Origin of the sequence: Klebsiella sp. 18074 (assembly GCF_902705905.1) — a bacterium.
In the GTDB taxonomy this organism is placed as follows: Bacteria; Pseudomonadota; Gammaproteobacteria; order Enterobacterales; family Enterobacteriaceae; genus Klebsiella; species Klebsiella terrigena.
This window is the reverse complement of the sequence record NZ_CACSIS010000001.1, coordinates 24,130-41,199: the sequence shown is the minus strand read 5'-3', so window position 1 is coordinate 41,199 and position 17,070 is coordinate 24,130. Positions and strand designations below refer to the sequence as shown.

General features: G+C 58.4%; 15 protein-coding genes and 1 tRNA gene. 9 read left to right on the top strand and 7 right to left on the bottom strand.

What is annotated here, in order from left to right; all coding sequences use genetic code 11:
• Positions 1-42: 42 nt before the first annotated feature.
• Positions 43-1,245: a sodium/glutamate symporter gene (gene gltS, locus GVK32_RS00200; RefSeq protein WP_159863990.1), complete on the bottom strand. Its 1,203-nt coding sequence runs from the start codon at positions 1,243-1,245 to the stop codon at positions 43-45.
• A gap of 286 nt (positions 1,246-1,531) precedes the next feature.
• Here gltS and GVK32_RS00195 point away from each other — a divergent pair, with 286 nt between their 5' ends.
• The 4 genes from GVK32_RS00195 (at position 1,532) to GVK32_RS00180 (ending at position 7,938) form a co-directional block, all read left to right on the top strand.
• Complete coding sequence (locus tag GVK32_RS00195; RefSeq protein WP_159863987.1) at positions 1,532-2,923, top strand: NCS2 family protein; 1,392 nt, start codon at positions 1,532-1,534, stop codon at positions 2,921-2,923.
• A gap of 156 nt (positions 2,924-3,079) precedes the next feature.
• Positions 3,080-4,783, top strand: coding sequence for an AsmA family protein (locus tag GVK32_RS00190; RefSeq protein WP_159863984.1), 1,704 nt, complete (start codon positions 3,080-3,082; stop codon positions 4,781-4,783).
• Positions 4,784-4,985: 202 nt separating this feature from the next.
• Positions 4,986-6,545 carry a PTS transporter subunit EIIC gene (locus GVK32_RS00185; RefSeq protein WP_159863982.1) on the top strand — a complete coding sequence of 520 codons (1,560 nt, stop codon included), beginning with the start codon at positions 4,986-4,988 and terminating at the stop codon, positions 6,543-6,545.
• Positions 6,546-6,558: 13 nt separating this feature from the next.
• The gene (locus GVK32_RS00180) at positions 6,559-7,938 is read left to right on the top strand and encodes a glycoside hydrolase (protein ID WP_159863979.1); all 1,380 of its coding nucleotides are present in this window, start codon (positions 6,559-6,561) and stop codon (positions 7,936-7,938) included.
• Positions 7,939-8,017: 79 nt separating this feature from the next.
• Here the strand turns inward: GVK32_RS00180 and GVK32_RS00175 are convergent, their stop codons facing one another.
• Positions 8,018-8,749: a MurR/RpiR family transcriptional regulator gene (locus tag GVK32_RS00175; protein ID WP_159863976.1), complete on the bottom strand. Its 732-nt coding sequence runs from the start codon at positions 8,747-8,749 to the stop codon at positions 8,018-8,020.
• 63 nt (positions 8,750-8,812) lie between these two features.
• Entirely contained in the window at positions 8,813-8,968 is a 156-nt protein-coding gene (locus tag GVK32_RS00170) for a hypothetical protein (RefSeq protein ID WP_159863973.1), read from the bottom strand.
• 231 nt (positions 8,969-9,199) lie between these two features.
• Here GVK32_RS00170 and GVK32_RS00165 point away from each other — a divergent pair.
• Positions 9,200-9,294, top strand: a tRNA-Sec gene (locus GVK32_RS00165).
• A gap of 260 nt (positions 9,295-9,554) precedes the next feature.
• Here GVK32_RS00165 and GVK32_RS00160 read toward each other — a convergent pair.
• Positions 9,555-10,751, bottom strand: a complete 1,197-nt coding sequence (locus GVK32_RS00160) for a hypothetical protein (protein ID WP_159863970.1) — start codon at positions 10,749-10,751, stop codon at positions 9,555-9,557.
• Between the two features lie 438 nt (positions 10,752-11,189).
• On the opposite strand from GVK32_RS00160, the gene GVK32_RS00155 reads away from it, so the two are divergent.
• The 3 genes from GVK32_RS00155 (at position 11,190) to GVK32_RS00145 (ending at position 13,720) form a co-directional block, all read left to right on the top strand.
• On the top strand, positions 11,190-12,197 hold the full coding sequence (locus GVK32_RS00155) for a zinc-binding alcohol dehydrogenase family protein (protein WP_159863967.1): 1,008 nt from the start codon (positions 11,190-11,192) through the stop codon (positions 12,195-12,197).
• Position 12,198: 1 nt separating this feature from the next.
• Complete coding sequence (locus GVK32_RS00150) at positions 12,199-12,501, top strand: putative quinol monooxygenase (RefSeq protein WP_159863964.1); 303 nt, start codon at positions 12,199-12,201, stop codon at positions 12,499-12,501.
• Between the two features lie 169 nt (positions 12,502-12,670).
• On the top strand, positions 12,671-13,720 hold the full coding sequence (locus GVK32_RS00145) for an NAD(P)-dependent alcohol dehydrogenase (protein ID WP_159863961.1): 1,050 nt from the start codon (positions 12,671-12,673) through the stop codon (positions 13,718-13,720).
• Here the strand turns inward: GVK32_RS00145 and GVK32_RS00140 are convergent.
• Together GVK32_RS00140 and GVK32_RS00135 are read right to left on the bottom strand one after the other, a co-directional pair.
• Entirely contained in the window at positions 13,717-14,670 is a 954-nt protein-coding gene (locus tag GVK32_RS00140; protein ID WP_159863958.1) for a GlxA family transcriptional regulator, read from the bottom strand. The two genes, GVK32_RS00145 and GVK32_RS00140, sit on opposite strands and share 4 nt — an antisense overlap.
• 26 nt (positions 14,671-14,696) lie before the next feature.
• Complete coding sequence (locus tag GVK32_RS00135; protein ID WP_159863955.1) at positions 14,697-15,476, bottom strand: MBL fold metallo-hydrolase; 780 nt, start codon at positions 15,474-15,476, stop codon at positions 14,697-14,699.
• A 169-nt stretch (positions 15,477-15,645) separates the two neighbouring features.
• Between GVK32_RS00135 and GVK32_RS00130 the strand changes: the two genes are divergently transcribed.
• Positions 15,646-16,200 (top strand): NUDIX hydrolase, encoded by a 555-nt coding sequence (locus GVK32_RS00130; RefSeq protein WP_159863952.1) that lies wholly within the window; start codon positions 15,646-15,648, stop codon positions 16,198-16,200.
• Here the strand turns inward: GVK32_RS00130 and GVK32_RS00125 are convergent.
• Positions 16,192-17,052: a DMT family transporter gene (locus GVK32_RS00125; RefSeq protein WP_159863949.1), complete on the bottom strand. Its 861-nt coding sequence runs from the start codon at positions 17,050-17,052 to the stop codon at positions 16,192-16,194. The two genes, GVK32_RS00130 and GVK32_RS00125, sit on opposite strands and share 9 nt — an antisense overlap.
• Positions 17,053-17,070 lie beyond the last annotated feature (18 nt).

Here is a 17,070-nt window from a genome sequence, read left to right as displayed (position 1 = left end):
AAACGCAGTCAACGCACCTGTGGCCTGAAAGACGACGGGGATTTAGCCAAAGATCGGCAACAGCAGATACAGCTTAATGACTAACGCATTAACAATATCAATAAAGAATGCTCCGACCATCGGCACCACCAGGAAGGCCATATGCGACGGCCCAAAGCGGTCGGTAATCGCCTGCATATTGGCAATCGCCGTTGGCGTCGCGCCGAGCCCAAATCCGCAGTGCCCCGCAGCCAACACCGCGGCATCATAGTTTTTCCCCATCATTCGATAGGTCACGAAAACCGAATACAGCGCCATCGCCACCGCCTGTACCACCAGAATAGCCAGCATCGGCAGCGCCAGCGATGCCAGCTCCCACAGCTTCAGGCTCATCAGCGCCATCGCAAGGAACAGCGACAGGCTAACGTTGCCCAGCACCGATACCGCGCGCTCAAACACGCGATAAAAGCCCAGCAGCGCCAGACCGTTGCTGAGGATCACGCCGATAAACAGGACGCACACGAAGGTTGGCAGCTCAAACACGCTTCCCGCCAGCAGTTGCGCAACCACCCTCCCGACCGTGAGACAGATTGCGATCAGGGCAATACTTTCAATCAGCACCAGCGAGGTGATCACCCGTCCGACGTCCGGCTTTTCAAAAGCGGTAGGCGTCATCTGATCGTCCGGAGAGCCCTCCGGGGACGAGGAGTGTTTGACCAGGTAGCGCGCCACCGGGCCGCCAATTAGCCCACCGAGCACCAGGCCGAAGGTTGCGCACGCCATCGCCACTTCGGTGGCGTTGGCAAAGCCGTAGCGTTCGACAAACAGCTTGCTCCACGCCGCGCCGGTCCCATGGCCGCCGGAGAGCGTGATTGAGCCGGCCAGTAGGCCCATCAGCGGGTCGAGGCCCAGCAGCCTGGCCATCCCGATGCCGAGGGCATTTTGCAGCAGCAGCAGCCCCACCACCACGATCAGGAACGTCCCCACAACTTTACCGCCCGTCCGCAGGCTGGCGAGGTTGGCATTCAGGCCAATGGTCGCAAAAAAGGCCAGCATCAGCGGGTCTTTCAGGCTCATATCGAAATCAATTTCCCAGCCCATGCTTTTTTTCAGCACCAGCAGCGCAAGCGCCACCAGCAGGCCGCCGGCAACGGGCTCAGGGATAGTATATTTTTTCAGGAAGGGGACGGTGTGGACGAGCTTTCTGCCCAGCAGCAGCACCAGCGTGGCGGCAACGAGCGTCGATAAGGTATCGAGATGAAACATAAAAAGAGCTCCTTAAAGGCGCATGATTCATTCACACGCAACGATATTCCCGGTGTCGATGGCTTCTCATCATGAGTAATCGGAGACAGATTTTAAGCAGAAGTACGCATAAAAAAACAGGAAAACATATTTTGTAGTGCTTGTGATGCGATTTAGCATACAAAATGTTAATAACATTTTAGCACCCGTTTTGGGCAGAAATATTTTGCATCAAACGCTGGCAAACGTTTGCTTTTGCACTACAGTCCGATAAAATTCCCGCTTTGCCACCTTGGGATTGCTTGTGATGTCCGTGAATACCGCCGAGCCCGAAAATGCGCAACCGGTTGCGCATAAACAAACCAGCGAATTAATCTACCGCCTCGAAGACCGCCCCCCGCTTCCACAAACGCTGTTCGCCGCCTTCCAGCACCTGCTGGCGATGTTTGTTGCGGTGATCACGCCGGCGCTATTAATTTGTCAGGCTCTGGGTCTTCCCGCTCAGGATACGCAGCACGTTATCAGCATGTCGCTGTTCGCTTCCGGTGTGGCATCCATTATTCAGATTAAGGCCTGGGGACCGGTAGGCTCCGGACTGCTCTCTATTCAAGGCACCAGCTTTAACTTCGTCGCCCCGCTGATTATGGGCGGTACCGCGCTAAAAACCGGCGGTGCCGACGTGCCGACGATGATGGCCGCGCTGTTCGGCACCCTGATGCTGGCCAGCTGCACGGAAATGGTGCTCTCCCGCGTACTGCACCTTGCGCGACGCGTCATTACCCCGCTGGTCTCCGGCGTGGTGGTAATGATTATCGGCCTGTCGCTGATTCAGGTTGGCCTGACCTCCATCGGCGGCGGCTATTCGGCGATGGCCGACCACACCTTCGGCGCGCCAAAAAACCTGCTGCTGGCGGGTATCGTGCTGGGGCTAATCATTATTCTTAATCGACAGCGCAACCCGTACCTGCGCATCGCTTCGCTGGTTATCGCGATGGCGGCCGGCTACCTGGCGGCATGGCTGCTCGATATGCTCCCTGCCAACACCGCGCCAACCGACAGCAGCCTGATTATGGTGCCCACCCCGCTCTATTACGGCCTGGGGATCGACTGGAACCTGCTGCTGCCGCTGATGCTGGTGTTTATGATCACCTCCCTGGAGACGATCGGCGATATCACCGCCACTTCTGACGTCTCCGAGCAGCCGGTTTCCGGTCCGCTGTATATGAAGCGTCTCAAGGGTGGGGTTTTAGCCAACGGCCTGAACTCGTTCGTCTCGGCGGTATTTAATACCTTCCCGAACTCCTGCTTCGGTCAGAATAACGGCGTGATCCAGCTCACCGGCGTGGCCAGCCGCTACGTCGGTTTTGTGGTGGCGCTGATGCTTATCGTGCTCGGGCTGTTCCCGGCGGTGAGCGGCTTTGTGCAGCATATCCCTGAGCCGGTGCTCGGCGGCGCGACGCTGGTGATGTTCGGCACCATCGCCGCATCCGGCGTGAGGATCGTCTCCCGCGAGCCGCTGAACCGCCGGGCGATCCTGATTATCGCCCTGTCGCTGGCGGTCGGTCTCGGCGTCTCCCAGCAGCCGCTGATCCTGCAGTTCGCCCCGGACTGGCTGAAGAACCTGCTCTCCTCCGGTATCGCCGCCGGCGGTATTACGGCGATTGTGCTGAACCTGGTCTTCCCGCCAGAGAAAAACTGATCCCACCTTGCTCCCCGGCCGCGCACGGCGGCCGGGGCAGCCTGAAGTCTGACCTCCTTAGCGCCTTCGCATCATCTGATTACACAATTCCTGCCTTGAGGATTGCGCATAATTCGGGCATAACAGCCTTATGTGCCTCGCTCAGGATGTAAGACCATGAAATTGCCTGGAAAGTTGATTATCTGGCTGCTGACCGCTCTGCTGGTCGCGATCGTAGCCGCCTGGTTCCTGCTACAGACTCACTGGGGCTCGCGTCAGGCCAGCGCCTGGCTGAGCGACGGCACCGGCTGGCAGGTCTCCTTCGATGCGATGGATCACGACTTCTCTTCGCCTCTCCATCTGCAGCTGCAAAACGTGACGTTCGGTCGCGACGGCAAGCCGCCGACGCTGGTGGCCAAAACGGTGGATATCGGCTTCAGCACCCGCCAGTTCAGCGATCCGCTGCATGCCGATGAGATTGTGCTCAGCGACGGGACGTTAAACCTCTCCCCCTCTTCCGCCTCTCTGCCTTTTGCCGCCGACCGCCTACAGCTGCACAATATGGCGTTTAACAGCCCGGAGACCGGCTGGGACCTGAGCGCTCAGCGGGTAACCGGCGGCGTCAGCCCGTGGGCACCGGAAGCGGGCAACGTGCTGGGGAAAAAAACGCAGATTCAGATGAGCGCGGGCTCGCTGACTCTTAACGGGGTTGAGGCCAGCAACGTCCTGATTCAGGGAAGTATTGATCATGGCGAAGTCACGCTCTCCACCCTCGGGGCCGATGTCGCCCGCGGAACGCTCACCGGCAACGCCAAACGCAGCGCCGACGGCAGCTGGCTGGTTGATAACCTGCAGTTGAATGAAACCCGCCTGCAGAGCGATAAGGCGCTGGCTGACTTCTTCACCCCGCTGACCACCGTCCCTTCGCTGCAGATTGGCCGCCTCGATGTGACCGATGCCAGCCTGCAGGGCACCGACTGGGCGGTCACCGGCCTGAACCTCAGCCTGCGCAACCTGACCCTGAGCCACGGCGACTGGCAGAGCGAGGACGGAACCCTGTCGATGAACGCCAGCGAATTCATTAACGGCTCGCTGCACTTCCTCGATCCTATCCTTAATGCCGAGTTCTCACCGCAGGGTATCGCCCTGCGTCAGTTTACCTCCCGCTGGGAAGGCGGGATGGTACGCACCTCCGGCCGCTGGCTGCGCGACGGGAAGGCGCTGGTGCTGGATGACGCCGCCTTTGCCGGGCTGGAATATACCCTACCGGAAAACTGGAAACAGCTGTGGATGGAGCCGCTGCCAACGTGGTTGCAGAGCCTGACGCTGAAGAAATTCGGCGCCAGCCGCAATCTGATTATCGATATCGACCCGCAGTTCCCGTGGCAGGTCACCGCCCTCGACGGTTACGGCGGCGAGCTGCAGCTGGTGAAGGATCGGCGCTGGGGCGTATGGAACGGCAGCGCGACGCTGAATGCCGCTGCCGCCACCTTTAACCGCGTTGACGTCCGGCGCCCGTCGCTCAAGCTCAGCGCCAACGCCTCAACGGTCAATATCAACGAGCTTAGCGCCTTTACCGAGCGCGGTATTCTGCAGGCCACCGCCGCGGTGTCGCAGCTTCCCCAGCGCCAGGTTAACCTCAGCCTGAACGGACGCGGCGTACCGCTAAGCGTCCTGCAGGCGTGGGGCTGGCCCGCGCTGCCGGTTACCGGTGACGGTAACTTTCAGCTAACCGCCAGCGGCAGCGTGCTGGCCGACGCGCCGCTGAGGCCGACGGTGAACGGCCAGCTCAGCGCGACCAATATGGATAAACAGCAGGTTGCGCAGGTGATGCGCAGCGGTGAGGTGAGCGGCGCCCAGCCCGCACCAGTCGCGCCTTAATTTCCTCATCCTCCAGCCTTCTCCCTGCGGGGAGAAGGTCTCCCGATATTTCCCGCCCCCGAAACCTGTTGCCATTTTGCGGCTGTTTGTACCTATTTCCCGCAACCTGTTCCTTTCAAATAGCAGAATTGCTATAACCAAAACACTGGAAGTCAAAAAAATAATTAAAGTCCCTGTACCTACAAAAATAAAAGGAACAACTATGTCCGCAATACGTCAACATGCTCTGGAGAATATGCAAAAATTCTCCAGAGCGATGATCGGTGCAGTATTGTTCTTGCCGGTCATCGGTTTAATTCTGGCACTCAGTTCTGTCTTAACTAATCCAACATTAATTGCTGAAACCAGTTTTTTACACCAGCTTGGACAACTGCTCGGCGATACCTTCTGGCCATTATTCGGCAATCTCGGATTACTGTTTTGCGTTGGTATTAGCTACGGTCTGGCAAAAGATAAAAAAACGGAAGTGGCGCTGGTTTCGGTCATGTGTTTTATCATGTTTCTGGGGGCCAACCACTCGTGGCTGGAGCATACTCACGGGATTGCCGAAAAAATTAACGGCGAATATTACGGTACCGGCCAGACGCAGATCTTAGGGTTCGTGGTGGTCGATATGGGGGTATTCCTCGGCATTATTCTCGGCTGCACCATCGCCTGGGTACATAATAAAGTCTCCGCTATTGAGCTGCCCGGCGCGCTGTCGATGTACGGCGGCGCGAAGCTGACCCTGGTGGCAATGACGCCCGTTATCATCTTCTATGCGATCGCCTTCACCTGGATCTGGCCGTTTATGACCCACGGCATCGCGGCGTTAACCGGGTTTATGAAAAACGCCGGCGTCGCGGGCGTCTTCGTCTACGGCTTCTTTGAAAAATTCCTTATCCCCACCGGCCTGCATCATTTCGTGTGGTCGCCGTTCCAGCTGACGCAGATCGGCGGCACGCTGAACGTTGACGGTCAGGTCGTTTCCGGCACCCAGGCGATTTTCCTCGCCTATATGCGCCATCCGGACCTCACCCCTGTGATGAACGAAGCCCTGCGCTTCTCCCAGCAGGGAATGACCACGATTTTCGGCCTGGCCGGCGCCTCGCTGGCGTTTTACCACACCGCGAAGCCTGAGAAGAAAATGCTGGCCAAAGCGATTCTGCTGCCCGCCATTATCACCTCGATGCTGACCGGGATTACCGAGCCCATTGAGTTCACCTTCCTGTTTGTTTCGCCGCTGCTGTGGGTGATCCACGCCACGTTAACCGCCGCATCCCAGGCCATTTGCGACATCTTCACCGTTCGTCCGTGGGGCGCATCCGGGCTGATCGAATTCCTGATTTATAACCTGCCGCTGCCGGTTTCGCTCACGCGCTGGCCAGGCTATGTGCTTATCGGTATCGGTCAGTTTGCCGTCTACTACGTTATTTTCCGCACCCTGGTGGTAAAACTGAATTTGAAAACGCCGGGCCGCGAAGACGATGAAAATGTGAAGCTATATAGCAAAGCGGATTATCGCAAAAAGATGAGCGATAAGTCGGCGGTCACCGATGAAATTATTAATGGCTTAGGCGGTAAGGATAATATTATTTCCGTTGATAACTGCTTCACCCGCCTGCGGGTCGCTATTAAAAATATGCAACTGGTTGACGATGATATATTGAAAAGCACCGGCGCCAACGGCGTGGTGCGCAACAGAAATGAAGTACAGGTTATTTATGGCGTCAAGGTGGGACAGGTTCGTTCCCGGGTTGATAGCTGGCTCGCAGAAAATTAATCAGGAGTTATTTATGAAATTAACCGTATTAGGCGGGGGCGGCGTTCGCTCCGCGTTCCTGGCAAAATCACTGGCTTATAACGCGCACCGCATTGGTTTAACGGAAGTGGTATTTCTCGACAGCTCCGCTGATAATCTGGCCATCTTTGGCGAGATCGCCCGCTACGTCTTTCAGGCTATCCGCCCGGATATTGAGTTTAGCGTTACCCGCGATCCGGTTGCGGCGCTGACCCGGACCAACTACGTCATTACCACCCTGCGGGTTGGCGGCGATGAGAGTCGTATTCGCGACGAGCGCATTGCGCTTGAGCATAATACGTTAGGCCAGGAGACCACCGGTGCTGGCGGCTTTGCCATGGCGATGCGCTCAATACCGGCGATTCTGGACTACTGCCGGCTCATCGAAGAGCACGCCGCCGAAGACGCAATCCTGTTTAACTTCACCAACCCGTCGGGGCTGGTGACCGAGGCGATTATTAAGTCGGGCTTTAAGCGCCGGGTGTACGGTATCTGCGATGCGCCGTCGGAGCTGATTCGCGAGCTACCGGAGATCCTCGGCTGCGACGAGCGTGACCTTGGCGTCGAGTGCTACGGCCTGAACCATTTCTCGTGGTTTACCCACTTCACGGTGCGCGGAGAGGACGTGACCGAACGCCTGATCGCCAGCCCGGACCTCTATCGTAAAACGGCGATGCAGTATTTCTCGCCCGAGCTGGTAGAACTGTGCGACAAGCAGCTGCTGAACGAATATCTCTACTATTATTACTACCGCGAGGTGGCGTTAAAAGCGATTCAGGAAGCGCCGGAAACCCGCGGGGAGCAGATCGCCCGCATCAACCGCGATATGCGCGATGAGCTGAATACCGTTGATGTACAGGCCAACCCGGAGGCGGCGTTCAATATCTGGATGAAGCACTACCTGCGCCGGGAAAACAGCTATATGCAGAATGAGTCGCAGCAGGAGAAGTTCCATACCCGCGAGCCGCTCACCCTGCAGCAGTTTATCGAAGAGCCGGATACCGGCGGCTATGCGGGCGTGGCGCTCGATATTCTGGAGGCGGTCAACAGCACCACCACCAAGCGTATCGTGGTGTCGATATCCAACAACGATACCCTCGACTTCCTGCGCCCGGATGACGTGATTGAGATTAGCTGCGATCTGAGCAAAGACGGCCTGAAGCCGGTCACCCCGGCGCACGTGCCGACGGCGCAGAAGAACATGATCGCCAGCGTCAAAGAGTATGAGCGTCTGGCGGTGGCGGCGATCCTACAGCGGGATAAGTCGCTGGTGATACGGGCGCTGATGGCCCATCCGCTGGTCGGCTCCTGGTCGCTGGCGCAGAAGCTGGCTAACGCCTACCTCGACGATAAGCTGTTTGCCGACTGGCAATAACGCCCCCTCCCGGTGGCGCTGCGCTGACCGGGCTACCGGCTCAGCGCGATGTTGTGACCTTGTAGCCCGGACAGGCGCGTTAAGCGCCGCCTCCGGGGATCCCCATCTGCATAAACCACATCTTCAGAAAGCGCTCAAAACCTAATATGCAGTAGCCGAAAAACGGGTTGCTCCAGTAAATATCGTCATCAAACTTCTGCGGGTCGTGGATAATAAATGCGGTATCCGCCGCCTGGGCCAGCGGGCTTTGATAGTCACCGGTAAAGCAGACCAGGTTAATCGCTTTCCCCTCCAGCGCCTTCACCCAATTTAGCGCCGAACTGCTGCGCCCGGATTTAGAAATTATCCAGATCGAGTCAAATTTAGCGGCGTTTTTCTGTTCGAGAATTTCATAATCAGGCCACAGCGCGAGGCTGGCGTTAACGCCGGTCACCAGAAACTTATTATAAATATATTGCGCAATCAGCTGCGAGAAGCCGCTGCCGTGGACCAGGATGCGGTGCTGCTGCAGGCTTTCCAGCAGCGGGGTGACCCGCTCCGCCGGCAGAATGCTCATATAGTCGATGTCATTGGTAACATCGAGCTTAGGCATGGTGATATTGAATTTAATAAAATAGACCAGCTCCAGCCAGCCGCTGAACTTGAGCTTTTTTGCCAGGCGCACCAGTGAAGACGGATTGCTGTAACAGCGCTCGGCGACGGCGCGGATCCCCTCCCGCACGCAGCGTTCAGGATCGTGCTGAATAAAGCGCAGGACGGTCATTTCCGTTTTGCTCAGCTTAACGTCACGAAAGATGTTTTCTAAATCCATTCCGGGCTCCTCTCAGCGGCAGAGTACGCTATCACCGAACGGCAAAACTGTCTGTGGTGTGAGTCACCGCAATGAAACAGATATTACTTTTTTAGAATAAATGGAATAAAAAAACCCTTTACCGCTGCGGCATCGGGCGCGGTCAGCAGAAAACGGCGCCGTCGTCAGCCCATCGGAGCGGCGCTTCAGGCTTTTCTTAACGATAGCGGCATCGTTCACCGCCTCTTTCCGGGCTTTTAAGAGGGGATAATCGACGCGAGAACCCCGGCGAAGGGGAGATTGCGCTAACGCGCGAGAATGTAAAAAAGGGTAAGCCACGGATTTTGAAGGGATTTGACCAGGAGTGTTCTGTAAAGTCCAGTTTTAACAGTAAAAAAGTGCGTTTAGGTATGTGGTAAATGCCTGAAAGTAGCTATAATGCGCCCCGCCTCCATGTAGCAATCGAGGCGCGGAAGATCGTCATCTCCGGTGAGGTGGCTGGACTTCAAATCCAGTTGGGGCCGCCAGCGGTCCCGGGCAGGTTCAACTCCTGTGATCTTCCGCCAGTTGCTCCCTTCTACACCATTTTGATGGTGAATTCTGTGCCAGGCGCGGGTAATCACTCTTTCAATCCGTCATTAAAATCGATTCTGCATTCAGCATATTTTCGACCTTTTCGCTTTCTCCCATCCAGGCGTAGAATTTAACCTTTAGCTTTCAGCGCCATGCATGACCGTTTGGCAAATGGCTCCGGATGTTGCGCGAGGAAAACCAGAGCCTGCCCTGGCCTGTAAAAACAGCAGGAGCCTCCCTGCCCCGCCTCTCATCAGAAGTAGTAGCCAATATTGACGTTAGTGCGGAAATACCATTTGCCGCTGCCCTCGGATTCGGTACTGGTCCAACCCGTGGCGTTCAGCGCGCCGCCCCAGGGGTTGGCGTTCTTCGCCCAGCTGAGGTCGACCCACAGCATCACCGGCAGGGCAAATATCTGCACCCCAACGGTATTCATCTGCGAATCCTGCCAGCCGTTTTTGTCCTTCCACAGCACGCTGTAGTCGTTATAAAAACGCAGCTTTGACACCGATCCCCACTTCACATCAACGTCGCGGGCGAGGTTTAGCGACGCGGTGGTAGCCTTTGCCGGGATGAGATAGGCCGGCGTCAGGCCGTTGCCGCCCATCAGGATCGTATCGTCGCTGACGCCCGCCGGGTTCTTAGGATCGTACTGATAGCGAATCACCTGCGACGTGAGCTGCCACGGTCCGTTGTGCACCATTCCGTGCAGGCCCGCCGCCCAGAAGGTGCCGTCATCGTCCGTTTCGCGATTGTGCAGACGCGCCAGCGCCAGCGAGCCGCCCAGCTCGTTACTCCAGCCTCCGCCGCGAAACTCCCGGGCGATGCGAACGTTCACCTGATCGCGCTTCTCGTTACGCTGCTGGTGCTGGCTGGGATAGAAGGTGTTCTTCAGGCGGCTGTAATCGCCCACCTCCGGCGCATAGCGCAGGTTTTCCGGCTCCATCCACGGGAAATAAGCCACATCCAGCGACCAGTTATTATCGTGATATTGATAGTTCACCCCGCTGCCGGCGTTAACGCCAAAGCCTAAGTAAAAGGGAATGCCGTAGGACCAGCCGAATTGCGGATAGGGTTCAAGGCCAAAGGGTTTACCCGGAATACCGAGCGTAATATTGTTATTATCGTTTAAACGATAGCCCACATAGGCCCGGTCGACGGCATATTTATGATGATCCTGAAACCAGAATCCGGCGTCGAAGAAATAGTTATTATAAAACCCGCTGCTGTCGATACGAAAGGTATCAAAACGCAGATGCGGCGGGTTGCGATAATTACTGCCGTGCCAGTCTTCATAGCGGTAGTTTGCCCGCAGGGCGCCGCCGAAATCCACCCCGGCGAGATTATCGGCGCTGCGCCAGCCAATATGCGGAAACGGCTTTCCACCCTCCGCATGCGCCAGGCCCCCGGCGCACGCGCCCAGCAGCAGCGCGATCGTTATTTTACGCATAGCATATGCCTCACTTTATATTTTAATAAGCAATAGACGACCACCGCCGCTAAATAGCGTCGTTTTAATTAATTTGTCTCAGCAGTGAAACATTCAGCTAAATATTGCGATGATGATATTTTTGTCTCAAATATGAAACTCTGTTTATTATTTGATATAAAGAAAGTCGCACGCAGCGTAGCGCGAGTCAAGGCGTAAACTTTGAGCTATAACGCAATATTATTATTCATCGCCAGAGGAATTAATATTTTTGAAGTTGACGCAAAATTATTCTCAAATATGAAACAGCGGGGCCCATACCGTTCAAGCCTTGTGGTGTGAGCTGATTTTCTCTTTTTGAATATAACTCTTATCGCCGCCGGGCCGTTTTTCCCCGGCCGTGGCCGGTCTATCCTCGACGCATTCAACCGATGAACCCATTTGAAAACCGGAGAGTATATGAAAGCAATCGCCATTACCCGCGCCGCGGCAGAAGGCCGCAATATCCCCTTTTTAAGCGCCATCGAGCTGCCGGTTCCCACCGCTGAGGGCCATGACCTGCTGGTTGAGGTCAAGGCCATTTCCGTTAACCCGGTGGACACCAAGGTGCGCGCCGGATTCTCTGCCGATACGCCGCGCGTGCTGGGCTGGGATGCGGTTGGCACGGTCAAAGCCGTTGGCGATGCGGTCACCCTGTTCGCACCGGGCGATGAAGTCTGGTACGCCGGCGCGCTGGGCCGCCCGGGAAGCAACGCGGAGTTTCAGCTGGTGGACGAACGAATTGTCGCCCTCAAGCCGCGCTCGCTGGATAACGCTTCCGCAGCCGCCCTGCCGCTCACCGCTATTACCGCCTGGGAATTATTATTTGACCGCCTGGGCGTCCAGGAAGGCGGCAACGCCGGCGACACATTGCTGATCGTTGGTGCGGCGGGCGGCGTTGGCTCCATCCTTACCCAGCTGGCTCGCAGGCTGACCGGGATGACGGTGATCGGGACGGCATCGCGCCCGGAAAGCCAGAAATGGGTGCTGGATGCCGGCGCGCATCACGTGATTGACCACAGTAAGCCGCTGAGCGAAGAGCTGGCCCGTATCGGGGTGAAGGAAGTGACCCATGTCGCCAGCCTGAACAATACCGAACAGCACTATCTGCAGCTGATTGCCGCCCTCGCACCGCAGGGCAAGCTGGCGCTGATCGACGATCCGCAAACCCTCGACGCCCGGCCGCTGAAGGCCAAAAGCATCTCGCTGCACTGGGAGTTTATGTTTACCCGCTCGATGTTTGAAACGTCGGATATCGTTGCCCAGCATCAGTTGCTGACCCGCGTCGCCGCGCTGATTGATGATAAAACGATTAAAACCACGCTCGGCGAACACTTCGGCGCGATCACCGCGGAGAATCTGCAGAAAGCCCATGCGCAGCTCGAAACCGGCCGCGCGGTGGGCAAAATCGTGCTGGAAGGGTTTTAAGATGACGGCGAAAGTGATTTCTATCATTGCGGTACTGAAAGCGAAGCCGGGAAAAACCGCGGCGCTGCGCCACGCTCTGCAGGCGCTGCTGCTGCCTACCCGCCAGGAGCCGGGCAACGTCGATTATGCCCTGTTCCAGCTGCGCGATACGCCGGATACCTTCTATATGCGCGAGTCATGGCGCGGCCAGACGGCGCTGGAGGAGCACATCGCCCTGCCGCATTTTCAGGAGTTTATCGCGCAGATGGACGGCCTGCTGGCCGAGCCGCTGCGCCTGGATTATCTAACGGCCGTTGAACCCTGATGTGACCCCTGACTCCCCCGCCAGCCGGGGGATTATCCTCCCCCTTTTTAACCCTTTGAGCTAATCCCCTCCCGCCCGGCGCTGACCAGGCTACGCTTAGCGTTGCCGCGCAAAAAACACGCACCTCCCTCCGCCCCATTCAGCACGTTTATTCAGAAGAGGTTTCGCTATGCAGATCAACGCTATTGGTACCAATTCCGCCAGCCAGCCGCTGGCCGCGATGGCCATCTCCCGTCGCGAGCCGGGGCCGCACGATGTGCAGATCGCCATCGACTACTGCGGCGTCTGTCACTCCGACCTGCACCAGGCCCGCTCCGAATGGGCCGGGACAGTCTATCCCTGTGTGCCGGGGCATGAAATCGTCGGCCGGGTCACCGCCGTCGGCGACCACGTCTCCGGCCACGCGGTGGGCGACCTGGTGGGCGTCGGCTGTATGGTCGACAGCTGTCAGCAGTGCGAAGAGTGCGAGGAAGGGCTGGAAAACTACTGCGACCACATGGTGCTTACCTATAACGGCCCCACTCCGGATGCGCCCGGCCATACGCTGGGCGGCTACTCTCAGCAAATCGTGGTTCACGAGCGTTACGTGCTGCGCGTGCGCCACCCGCAGGAGCAGCTGGCCGCCGTAGCGCCGCTGCTGTGCGCCGGTATCACCACGTACTCGCCGCTGCGCCACTGGAACGTCGGGCCGGGTAAAAAAGTAGGCATCGTCGGCATCGGCGGGCTAGGGCACATGGGGATCAAGTTGGCCCACGCCATGGGCGCTCACGTGGTGGCCTTTACCACCTCGGAATCCAAGCGCGACGCGGCCAAAGAGCTGGGGGCGGACGAAGTAGTCGTATCGCGCAACGAGGCGGAGATGGCCGCGCACGTCAAAAGCTTCGACTTTATTCTTAACACCGTGGCGGCGCCACACAACCTCGATGCCTTCACCACGCTGCTTAAACGCGACGGTACCCTGACCCTGGTGGGCGCGCCGGCGACCCCGCATCCGTCGCCGGAGGTGTTTAACCTGATATTTCGCCGCCGGTCGATTGCCGGGTCGATGATTGGCGGGATCCCGGAAACCCAGGAGATGCTCGATTTCTGCGCCGAACACGGTATCGTCGCCGATATTGAGCTGATCCGCGGGGATCGGATCAACGAAGCGTGGGAAAGGATGGTCAAGGGCGACGTCAAATATCGCTTCGTGATCGACATCGCGACCCTCGCCGGCTAGGCCCCTCGGCGAAAGGTCCGCCGCCACTCCGCCGGGCTGACGCCAAAGCGGGACTTGAACTGCTGGCGCCAGGTGACGGCGGAGCGAAATCCGACCATTTCCGCCACCTGCTCAACGGGCATCTCGCCCGCTTCGAGCAGGATCTGGCTGCGCCGCAGCCGCTCGGCGGTGAGCCAGTCGGCAATGCTCATCCCGGTGGCCTTTGCAAAATGACGGGTCAGGGTGCGGCGACTCATCGCCACCACCTGCGCCAGCGAATCGAGATTGTGCGCTTCGTGAATATGCTGCTGGAGATACTCAAGCAGGCAGTTAATGCGCGCATCGCGGGTGCTTTTCGGCACCGGCTGGGCGATAAACTGCGCCTGGCCGCCTTCGCGATGGGGCGGAACGATCATCCGGCGGGCAATCTGGTTAGCCGCCAGGCTGCCAAAGCGCTGACGAATAATATACAGGCAGCAGTCGAGCGCCGCCGCGGTGCCCGCCGAGGTGATTATCCGCCGGTCATCGACGTACAGCGCGTTGATATCCAGCTGCACCTGCGGGAACAGGCGCTGAAAATCCTGCTCAAACTCCCAGTGGGTCGCCGCTCGCCTGCCGTCCAGCAGCCCGGCGTAGCCCAGCACGAACGCCCCCAGGCAAAGACCGACAATTTCAGCGCCGTTATCGCGCGCCCGCACCAGGCTATCAAGCAGAGCCTGCGGCGGACGCTGGTTCACCGCGCCCCAGTAGGGCACCACCACAATATCCGCCCGCTCAAGGGCGGTAAAATCATCCCGGGCGTGAAGCGCAAAGCCGTCGCGGGCGGCCAGCAGCCCCGGCCGCTCAGCGCACAGGCGCAGGTTAAAACGCTTGGTTTCTGACACGCTATCACCAAACAGCATGCAGGGAACGGAGTAGTGAAACGGGCTAAACCCTTCTACCGCGACAATCGCCACGTCGGTTAACTTCATCGCTGCCTCCCCTCCCCGTCAGGAAGTTAAAATACCATGCTTTCCCCATCCTGCGGGATGCTGACCACCCCGGCAATCTGGTTGTCAGCCACGTACTCGCTCAGCTCCCGGCGGCTCAGCAGGCAGTGGTTCACCGCCTCCATATGGCCCACCACGATCTGCGCTTCCGGCAGAGTAAAGTGCGTTTTCAGCACGTCTTCTTTGCCCATGATGATCGGCCCAAAGCCGATGACGTGGGCATATCCGGCGTTAAGCACCACCACGTCGGGGCGCAGGCGGATCATGTCGGCTTCGATTTCATCGCGCCAGATAGTGTCCCCCACCAGCCACAGCGTTTTCTCCTGCGGATGGCGCAGCACCACGCCGCAGGCTTCACCCAGACGCTCCGCCATCGCCGGCACGGCGTAGGTGCGATCGCTCCCGTGCTGCCCGGAGGTGGTTTTCTGCAGGGTCACACCTTCAAATTCGCTGCTCTCAGACAGCAGGCGAATATCGCTAAATCCCTGACCGCGCAGCAGCCGGGCATCGGCATCATGCTGGACAAAAACCGGCAGCGCCTTGGGGATCGCGGCGATCGCCGCCTCGTCCCAGTGATCCTCATGGGTATGGGTCACAATCACGGCGTCAACGTCAATAATGGCAGAGAGGGGTAAGGGGAGCGCCACCAGCGGGTTACGCAGCTCGCTACGGGCGGTACCGGCAAATCCAGGCCAGGTGGCCTTATCCGCCAGCATCGGATCGATCAGGAATTTTTTACCTGCATATTCAATAATCTGTGTCGCGTTACGGATGTGGGTGATGTTCATGATGCGTATGCCTCTTCGGGGTAATCAGGCGAACATCGTACGTCCCACAAGCCTGGTGCAATATGGGCATTTGGGCAATGATCGATGAGATTGGGCCAACTTTCCGCGCTTGTCAGCCGCCACCGGCTATGGTGTGCTGAACGCTCAATTTTCCGCACAAGTGGCCCCGATGAAAAAGAGACTGACCGCCGACGATATGCACGACGCCGAAGTGATTGCCCATACCCCGTGGTTCAGTATGCGCAAGGTGGCTATCGACGTCACCGCCAGCGAACGCCGCGACTTTTACTCCATCCACTACCCGCACCCGGCGGTAGGCATTGTGGCAATGCAGCATAATAAAGTGCTGCTGATCCGCCACTACCGCTATCTGATTGACCAGGTGGTGTGGGCCATCCCGTCAGGCGGCATCGATGAAGGCGAAGAGCCGCGGGCGGCCGCCCTGCGCGAGCTGCGCGAAGAGACCGGCTGGCAGGCCAAAAACGCCGAAGAGATTATCCGCTACAACCCCTCCTACGGCAGCAGCGACCAGCTGTTCATCACCTGGCTTGCCCGCGATCTGGAGTACGTTGGAATGGACGCCGACCAGGATGAGGTGATGGAAACCGGCTGGTTTACCTTCGAAGAGATCGGGGAGCTGATCGCCCGCGGCGAGATGCCGGACGGGCTATCGCTGGTGCCGCTGCTGCACCTGATGGCGCAGCAGCGCCGCGGTTTAGCGTAGCGGCTTAAGCATACGCCAGCGAAACCACAGCTGGGCGATAAGGATCAGCACGCCGCCGACAATCTTCTGCAGCGGCAGCTGCTCGTGATACCACAGGGCGGCGGCAATCACCGTCAACAGCGGTTCGAGCACCATAATAATCGCCGCGCTGGCAACCGCCGCGTACTTCTGCCCCTTCATCTGCAGGCCGAAGCGCAGGCTGGTAGCGATAACGATACTGGCGAGCAGCCAGCCGAACGTCGGCAGGGTAAACGGCCGATCCCAGCTTTCAAACGCCGCCGAGATCGCCAGCCCCACCAGACCGGTGATCCCCAGCTGCACGGCGGTCAGCGGGATCAGCGGCACCTCACGGGCGCAGCGGCTGGTGTAGCAGAACCAGATTGACTGCACCAGCGCGGTGAGTAGAAACCAGCCCTGGCTGGGGTGGAAGGCAATCGGCATATGCAGGCTCAGCAGGGCAAGGCCGACGATCGCCAGCGGCAGGCACTCCCAGTAAGCGCGCGCCGGGCGCGTTTTCATCATCACCCATGCGGTCAGCGGTACGAAAAGCATCGACAGGCTCATGATAAACGCCCCCTCGCCCAGCGACGGCGTGGTCGATACCGCATAAATCCACAGGCACAGGTTGAGCGCAAACCACAGGCCGCTGATGAGTATCTGCGGCCACTGCCGTTTCTCGACGCGAAAACCGCGGCAGAAAGGCAGCAGCAGCAGCGCGGCAAAAAAGAAGCGCAGGCCGAGGAAGGCAAAAACCGGCATCCCGGCGATGGCTTCACGCGAAAATATCCACCCGCACGCGGCGATGAGCGTGGCGGCGACCAGCAGCATATCCGCCTGACGTTGCCGAATCATATACACCTCTCCCTGCGT